General features: G+C 61.2%; 6 protein-coding genes. All 6 read right to left on the bottom strand.

Annotated features, from left to right (window positions below; genetic code table 11):
* Positions 1-137 precede the first annotated feature (137 nt).
* Positions 138-1,535 (bottom strand): sigma-54 dependent transcriptional regulator, encoded by a 1,398-nt coding sequence (locus A7K61_RS22670; RefSeq protein WP_014717128.1) that lies wholly within the window; start codon positions 1,533-1,535, stop codon positions 138-140.
* Positions 1,525-3,303 carry a HAMP domain-containing sensor histidine kinase gene (locus A7K61_RS22665; protein WP_032893334.1) on the bottom strand — a complete coding sequence of 593 codons (1,779 nt, stop codon included), beginning with the start codon at positions 3,301-3,303 and terminating at the stop codon, positions 1,525-1,527. Before A7K61_RS22665 ends, A7K61_RS22670 begins: the two co-directional genes overlap by 11 nt.
* Entirely contained in the window at positions 3,303-4,427 is a 1,125-nt protein-coding gene (locus tag A7K61_RS22660) for a GNAT family N-acetyltransferase (RefSeq protein ID WP_069558420.1), read from the bottom strand. Before A7K61_RS22660 ends, A7K61_RS22665 begins: the two co-directional genes overlap by 1 nt.
* Positions 4,428-4,504: 77 nt before the next feature.
* Positions 4,505-5,398, bottom strand: coding sequence for a carboxylesterase (locus A7K61_RS22655; protein ID WP_069558419.1), 894 nt, complete (start codon positions 5,396-5,398; stop codon positions 4,505-4,507).
* Positions 5,395-6,789 carry an aspartate aminotransferase family protein gene (locus A7K61_RS22650; RefSeq protein WP_032893337.1) on the bottom strand — a complete coding sequence of 465 codons (1,395 nt, stop codon included), beginning with the start codon at positions 6,787-6,789 and terminating at the stop codon, positions 5,395-5,397. The genes A7K61_RS22655 and A7K61_RS22650 overlap by 4 nt, the downstream gene beginning before the upstream one ends.
* The gene (locus A7K61_RS22645; RefSeq protein WP_044272140.1) at positions 6,782-7,486 is read right to left on the bottom strand and encodes an MtnX-like HAD-IB family phosphatase; all 705 of its coding nucleotides are present in this window, start codon (positions 7,484-7,486) and stop codon (positions 6,782-6,784) included. The genes A7K61_RS22650 and A7K61_RS22645 overlap by 8 nt, the downstream gene beginning before the upstream one ends.
* Positions 7,487-7,565 lie beyond the last annotated feature (79 nt).

The raw sequence follows: 7,565 nt of genomic DNA, 5'->3' as shown, positions 1-7,565 counted from the left end.
GTACCCTGTCCAACTGTGTTGACTGGCAGGCCGTCTTCGCAGGCAAGCCAGCTCCCACATTTGGATGGTGGTGTGTCAGGTAGATCAGTGTCGGCTGTCAGGCCGCAATCGCAGGCAAGCCAGCTCCCACACTCAGATCAGCGCACGATCTTGTCTACCTGAATCCCCAGCTTCTTCAGGCGATACCAAAAGCTGCGCTCGGAAATCCCGATCCGCTGCGCCGCCGCGGCCTGCACCCCATTGCTCTCCTGCAGCGCCGCCAGAATGTAGGCTTTCTCCACCTCAGCCAGCGCCGCATCCAGATCCCGCGGCACGCCCGGCCCGTCGCTGAGGATCGCGGTCACATCGCCCTCGCTCGGTTTGGAAGCAAACAGATACCCCGGCAAATCAATATCCTCGATCACCGATGAAGCCGCCACGATGGTTGCGCGCTCCACGCAGTTTTGCAGCTCGCGGATGTTGCCCGGCCAGTGATACGCCGCCATGGCCTGCAACGCCTCAGGGCTGAAACCGGTGATGCGTTTGCCGGTGGTCGCGCTCAGGGTGTGGGCGAAGTGGCGCGCCAGGGGCGCGATGTCTTCCACGCGTTCGCGCAAGGACGGCAAAGGAATCGGGAAGACATTGAGGCGGTAATACAGGTCTTCGCGAAATTCCTTGGCCGCCACCGCATCCAGCAAGTTCTTGTTGGTGGCGGCAATTACCCGTACATCCACCTTGCGCTCGCGGGGGTCGCCTACCGGCTCGATAACCCGTTCCTGCAAGGCGCGCAGAATCTTGGCCTGCAACGCCAAGGGCATATCACCCACCTCATCCAGAAACAGCGTGCCCTTGTCGGCCTGCATGAAGCGCCCTACCCGGTCAGCCACGGCGCCGGTGAACGCGCCTTTGCGATGGCCAAACATTTCGCTTTCCAGCAAGCCTTCAGGGATGGCCGCGCAATTGACCGCCACGAAGGGTTGGTCGGCACGGCTGCCATGCTTGTGGATGGCGCGGGCGACCATCTCCTTGCCAGTGCCGCTTTCGCCGGTCAGCAGGATGGTGGCGTTGCTGTCGCGTACTGAGTCCACCGCCTGGAGCACCTGGCGAAACGCCGGGCTGTCGCCCACCAGGCTGTCGAACTGTGCATGTTCGTCCAGCTCGGCGCGCATGCGCGCGTTGTCGCGCATGATGTCGCGAAATTGCAGGGCCTTGGCCACGGTAATGTCCAGCTCGTCGATATCGAACGGCTTGGCAATGTAGTCATAGGCACCGTTACGCATCGACTGCACGGCATTTTTTACCGTGCTGTAGGCCGTCATCACGATCACCGGCAAGGTCGGATAACGCACCTTGATCTCGGCCAGCAACGCCGGCCCGTCCATGCCCGGCATGCGCCAGTCGCTGATGACCAGGTCGATGTCCTCCTCCCCCAGCACCTTGAGCGCGTGCAGGCCATTGCCCGCGCTGAACACCTGGATGCCGTTCTGGCTCAAGGCCTGGGTCAGCAGATCACAGAGCTTGGGCTCGTCGTCGACCACCAATACGTTATGCGTCATGCCCGTCCTCATCTTCACCGTCGTCTTCACCGTCAGCCGGAATGTACAGGCTGAAGGTCGCGCCGGCATCTTTCTCGCTGGCGCATTCGATGCTGCCGTCGTGACTTTCCATGATCGAATAGACTTTGGCCAGGCCCAGGCCCGTGCCCGAGGCCTTGGTGGTGACGAATGGCGTGAAGATACGCTCCACCATGTCCGCCGGGATGCCCTCGCCGGTATCGGCGATGCTGATCACGGTGTTGTCGCCCACGCTGCGAATGCCCAGGGTCAGGCGCCCGCCGTCGGGCATCGCGTCGATGGCGTTGAGAATCAGGTTGAGACACGCCTGCTTGAGCTGCTTGGCATCGGCGTAGATCGTCGCGCCAGGCGCCTGGTCGTCAATCTGCGCGTCAATGCGATGGCTACTCAGCTCCGGGCCGCAGAAACCGAGGATTTCTTCCACCAGGGCGCGTGCCGGTTGCTGCACGCGTATCGGCGGGTTGGGCTTGGCGAAATCGAGGAACTCAGTAATCAGCTCGTTGATGCGGCTGACCTCGCTGATGACATATTCCAGATGGCGCTTGTCGGTTTCCGCCAGGTCAGCGCGCCGATGCAACAGTTGGGTGGCGGTCTTGATGATGCCCAGCGGGTTGCGAATTTCGTGGGCCAGGCCCATGGCGACTTCCCCCAGGGCGTGCAAGCGGTCACGCCGACGCAGTTGGGCTTCCAGGTGATGCAACTCGCCCAGGCGTTCGGTCATGTGGTTGAAGGTGCTGCTCAATTGCGCCAGTTCGTCACCGCCACTGACCACTACGCGGTGCGCGTAACTGCCCGAGATCACCGCATCCACGCCCTGGGACAAATCGCGCAGGGGCTTGGTCAGACGCCGCGACACCAACAACCCGGCCGCCAGTGACAGCGCCGAGCTGACCAGGAAGATCAGCACGAACAGGTTGCTCTGGTTCACCAGCCCCACCAGGCTGGTATGGCGTAGCAGGCCGCTGAAAATCACGCCTTGCAACTCGCCGGCGTCATTGAAGATCGGCCAATACAAACCGCTGTACTGGTTAGTGAACTGCTCGCTGGGCTGCTTGGTGCTGCGCAGGTAGGCTTCGACATTCTTGGGAATGCGCGAGGGGTGATTGGCGAAGCGCTGGGTGGAAAATATCTCGGAGAAACCGGCAGGGTTGGCCAGGTACAAACGCAGGTCGAGGGAATGCACATCGGCCACGCTGGTGAGGAAACTGCTGTCCAGGTAAGTGGCGACCAGCAACAGGTAATCCACGCCGTCACGGCTGGTTTCGAAGGTGGACACCACCAGGCCCGTGCTCACGCCGGCGACTTGCACAGTCTGCAGCACCGCGTTGCTGGTGAGGTTGATCTGCCTGACGATGTCATCGGCGGCCGTGCTGAACATCACTTTACGGTCGCTGGTGCGAATCAGCGCCACCACGTCGATATCGGTGGCATCGGCAATGTCGGCGGTGAGCCGGTCATGCTTCTCGGCATTTTTGGACGACGGCGGGCTGGTGTAGCGCAGGAACAGCTTGGCCATGCGCGCGTTGTCGTGAAGGATGTCGCCGATTTCGTCCTTGACGATCTTGGTCGACTCTTGCAGCCAGATCCGCACGTTGCTGTCGAAAATCTGCGACAGCGTGGTGGCGGCCAGTTCAGCCGCGATCATGGTGGGAATCACGCTGACCAGCCAGAACGCCAGCACCAGCTTGCGCTGGACGCTCCAACGCGAAATGGCAAAGGGGCGGGCTTTCTGGCGGGTCTTGGTAATCATCAGGTTTCGCTTATCGCAGCAGCCATGGCAGGGTCGGAACGATCCGGTCGAATAAACAGTTTTACAAGCTTGAGCAGGCCGTTGACCAGCCGGTTGCGGTGGCGGAAGAACAGGCTGTTGCCCTCGAACTCGCACCCCAGGCGCAGTTTACTGGCATACCCGGCCTGGCCGCACTCGTACAGCGCAATACGATGTTCAATACAGTAGTCGACATTAGTCAGCCAGCTGCGGAAGTACAGGTTGTATTCACGGCTGAACTCAAGGTCATGGCCAAAGAACTTGTCCACCAGCCGATGCTCGTCCAGCAGGATAAGGTTGAACGCCACCAGGCGCTCGTCCACCCAGTACAGAACACAGACCGCCCGCTCGTGCAGGTGTTCGAGCACGCCCGTGAAGTAACCGGCGGGCAGGCGCTCGAACTGCAAGTCTGCGCGCGCAAGCGTGGCTTCATACAGGCGCATGACCTCGGGCAGCACGTCGTCGATATTACGCCGCCACTCGACCCGCGGGCCCGGTGCGCGCAGTTTGCGACGCAGGTCCTTGCGCGTGGATTTGCCCAGCGAGCCGAGGTAGGCATCCACCGAGCCATAAGGCAGCGGCAACACCCCGGTGGGCAAGCTGGGCATGCTTTGAAAACCGGCGGCAAGGCAGCTCTGGGCCCAATGCGGGTCGTTGGTGGGCGCATCCTTGACCGCCAGCAAGCCGATACCGAGCGCATCGGCATCGCTGCGCGCAGCCGCCAGTAACTGCTGCAACAGCAACGCGCGCCGGGATTCGGGCACATGGCTGGCGACCCCAGCATCACAGCGTTCAGCCACCGGCGAACCGATGGCGTACAACGCCAATTGCAGAGCCCCCGGCCACAGCCGCTCCAGGCGCTCGGTCAAGCGCTTGCCAGCCCCCGACACGGTGGTGTCGAGGCGATAATGGGTGATGAACGCGGCCGCCACGGCCACCAGCGTTTGGTCCTCAAAGACCGCCAGGTAACGCCACTGAAAGTCATCGATCGCGGCGTTTTCCACGGCCAGGTAATAGTCCCAATCCTCCAGGGCACCGGGAAAACAATCGTTCCAGGCATCGCGCTGGATAGCCCGGATGGTCGGGTAGGCGTGGGTGGTTATCACAGATTGCCCTTATTTCTATGGCGAACGCCGATCCAATGTGGGAGCTGGCTTGCCTGCGATGCAGGCGCCTCGGTGCGTCAGGCAGACCGCAGTGATGCCATCGCGGGCAAGCCCGCTCCCACATTGACCTGCGTTGGCTTGAAGACTGCGTGCTGCTCGACAAACCTGGCACTCAACTCGATCACCCGCCGGTACTGCAAATCCACGGTGATCATGTGGTAGCAGTTGTCCAACAGGATCTTGGTCACCGGCCCGCCGAGGTGGCGCTCTACGTAATCGGCATTCCAGCGGCTGGTGATGTCGTCCTCGATGGAATGCAGCACCAGCGCCGGCACCTTGATCTGCGGCATGCGTTTCTTGACCACGGCGTTCATGCGGTGCAGCTCGCGCACGGTGATGCCTTCCATGGTCAGCAACCCCGCCTCGCTGCTTTCGCCTTCCTTCATCTGCCGCTCGACGATGGCCCGCAGGCGCTCGTTCTTGATGCCGTAGGGCGGCTTCTCTTCGAAGCTGCAAATGTGCACGCCGAACGGAATCTTCATCAGCAAGGGCGTGAGAAACGCCAGTTTGTTGATGCTCCAACCGTCGTACTTCAAGGTGGTGGAATACATCAGCAACCCGGCAACTTGCCCTGGGTGTTCGGACGCCACATACATCGACATCACCGCGCCCATCGACAAGCCACCGACAAACACCTGGGCGTGGCGCTGCTTGACCTGTACGAAGGTCTTGCGCACGCCTTCGTACCAGTCCTGCCACCCCGTAGCTTGCAAGTCGCTGTTGTCACCGCAGTGCCCGGCCAGCGTGGGTACGTACACCGTGCAGTTGCCCGCCTTGGCCAGGCCCTTGGCGACCTGGCGCAATTCGGTCGGTGTGCCGGTCAGGCCGTGGATCAACAGGATCCCGACCGGACCATCACCGAGAACGAAGCCGGCAGTGCCTTCACCGAGGTCGATCCCTTGAGCATTCACCGCGTGGTCGCTCGCACCAGCAGTTGCTCCAGCAACTTGAGGCCCAGGTCGATTTCCGGGTAGCTGATCTCCAGGGACGGCGCCAGGGTGATCACGTTCTTGTAGTAACCGCCCACGTCGAGGATCAACCCGAGTTTCTGGCCGTCTACCACCATGTCGCCTTTCATGCCTTCTTCGACCATGTAGTCCAGGGTCGCCTTGTCCGGGGTGAAGCCATCCGGGCCGCAGATCTCGCAGCGCAGCGCCAGGCCCAGGCCGTCCACATCGCCGATGATGGGGAAGCGTTTTTGCAAGTCTTGCAGGCCTTCCAGGAAGTATTTGCCCTTGGCCATGACCATGGCACCGTAGTCGACTTCGCTGGTCATCTTGAACATTTCCAGGCCCACCGCGGTACCCAACGGGTTGGAGGCGAAGGTGGAGTGAGTCGAACCTGGCGGGAACACCTTCGGGTTGATCAACTCTTCACGGGCCCAGATACCGCCCAATGGGTTAAGACCATTGGTCAACGCCTTGCCGAACACGATCACGTCCGGTTGTACGTCGAAGTGCTCGATCGACCAGAGCTTGCCGGTGCGGTAGAAGCCCATCTGGATTTCGTCGGACACCATCAGGATGCCGTGCTGGTCCAGGACGTGCTTGAGCTCGCGGTAGAAGTTCATCGGCGGGATCACGTAGCCACCGGTGCCCTGGATCGGCTCGACATAGAAAGCTGCGTATTCGCACTGGTTGGTTTTAGGGTCCCAGACACCGTTGTATTCGGTCTCGAACAAGCGGGCGAACTGCTGCACGCAATGGCTGCCGTACTCTTCCTTGGTCATGCCCTTCGGGCCACGGAAGTGGTAAGGGAAGGGGATGAAATTGGCGCGCTCGCCAAAGTGGCCGTAGCGACGACGATAGCGGAAGCTGGAGGTGATCGACGAGGCGCCGAGGGTGCGGCCGTGGTAGCCGCCTTCGAAGGCGAACATCAGGCTTTTGCCGTTGCTCGCGTTGCGCACCACTTTCAGGGAGTCCTCGATGGACTGCGAGCCGCCGACGTTAAAGTGCACGCGACCATCGAGACCGAATTTGTTCTTGGCATCGACCGCGATCATTTCCGACAGCTCGATCTTGCCTTTGTGCAGGTACTGGCTGGCGATTTGCGGCAGCGTATCGATCTGCTTTTTCAGCGCGTTGTTCAGGCGCGGGTTGGCATAGCCGAAGTTGACGGCCGAGTACCACATTTGCAGGTCGAGGTAGGCCTGGTCTTCGGTGTCCCATACATACGAGCCTTCGCAACGGCTGAAGATACGCGGTGGCTCGATGTAGTGAACGGTGTCGCCGTAGGAGCAGTACTTGGCTTCTTTATCCAGAAGCACCTGGTCTTCGGCGGTAGCGATACGGATATCAGACATGATGGAAGAGTTCCTGATGGTCAGAAGAGGTGTTGAAGGTGGTGGCGTTGGCAGCGAGGCCTTGTGGCAGCTTGGCCAGCAACGCCGGCACTTGCGCAAAGGTGTCGAAGCGCGCGTGAGGAATCTGGTGGGCGACGCAGTAGTCGGCGAGGCTGCCCTTGGCAAACACGAAGTCCGCGGTGGAGGCCACGCACATGTCGGACTTGCCGTCGCCGATCACCAGCACGCGCTTGTTGCGCGGCGTGGATTTGCACTTGCAGTTGCCCGAAGCGGCGCGGCAGGCATCGCTGGCATACGGGAAGTCGATGCGCCAGCTGTCCTGGTCGACCTGGCGCAGGCGGTTGGCGAGGATCGGCAACAAGGTCACGTAGTTGCGCGAAAGGATGCGGGCAATGCCCTGCTCGATGCCGTCGCTGACCACTTCGATCGAGGCACCCAGGCCCATGACGTGATCGACAAAGTCCGGGAAGTCCGGGTCGATCTCGACGCTGTCGAAGTACGCCAGCAGTTCAGCCGGGGTGGCCTTGATCAGCGCCAGTTGGCGGCTCAGGCATTCGCGTGAACCGATATGCCCATCCAGCCATTCCTGCTCAATGGTTTCCCACTCGGGGCCGGCGAAGCGTTGGAGGACGTTGTCGATGACATCGGTGGGGGTAATGGTCCCGTCGAAGTCACACACGATATGCCAGTTGATCATCTGCCTTTCCTTTAGGTAAAGGGCCTTGGAGGAGCGCGCTGTCTGCGCTTGCCAAGGGATAGAGCAGGGACTGTGCCAA

This window comes from Pseudomonas sp. AP42, from assembly GCF_001728935.1.
Classification (GTDB): domain Bacteria; phylum Pseudomonadota; class Gammaproteobacteria; order Pseudomonadales; family Pseudomonadaceae; genus Aquipseudomonas; species Aquipseudomonas lactis.
The sequence above is the reverse complement of the archived record's forward strand: the minus strand, read 5'-3'. Positions and strand labels throughout refer to the sequence as shown.

What these genes read in the sequence shown, in the direction of transcription:
- A7K61_RS22650 (WP_032893337.1), bottom strand. Translation starts at nt 6,789, where the DNA reads ATGTCTGATATCCGTATCGCTACCGCCGAAGACCAGGTGCTTCTGGAT.
- A7K61_RS22670 (WP_014717128.1), bottom strand. Translation starts at nt 1,535, where the DNA reads ATGACGCATAACGTATTGGTGGTCGACGACGAGCCCAAGCTCTGTGAT.
- A7K61_RS22645 (WP_044272140.1), bottom strand. Translation starts at nt 7,486, where the DNA reads ATGATCAACTGGCATATCGTGTGTGACTTCGACGGGACCATTACCCCC.
- A7K61_RS22665 (WP_032893334.1), bottom strand. Translation starts at nt 3,303, where the DNA reads ATGATTACCAAGACCCGCCAGAAAGCCCGCCCCTTTGCCATTTCGCGT.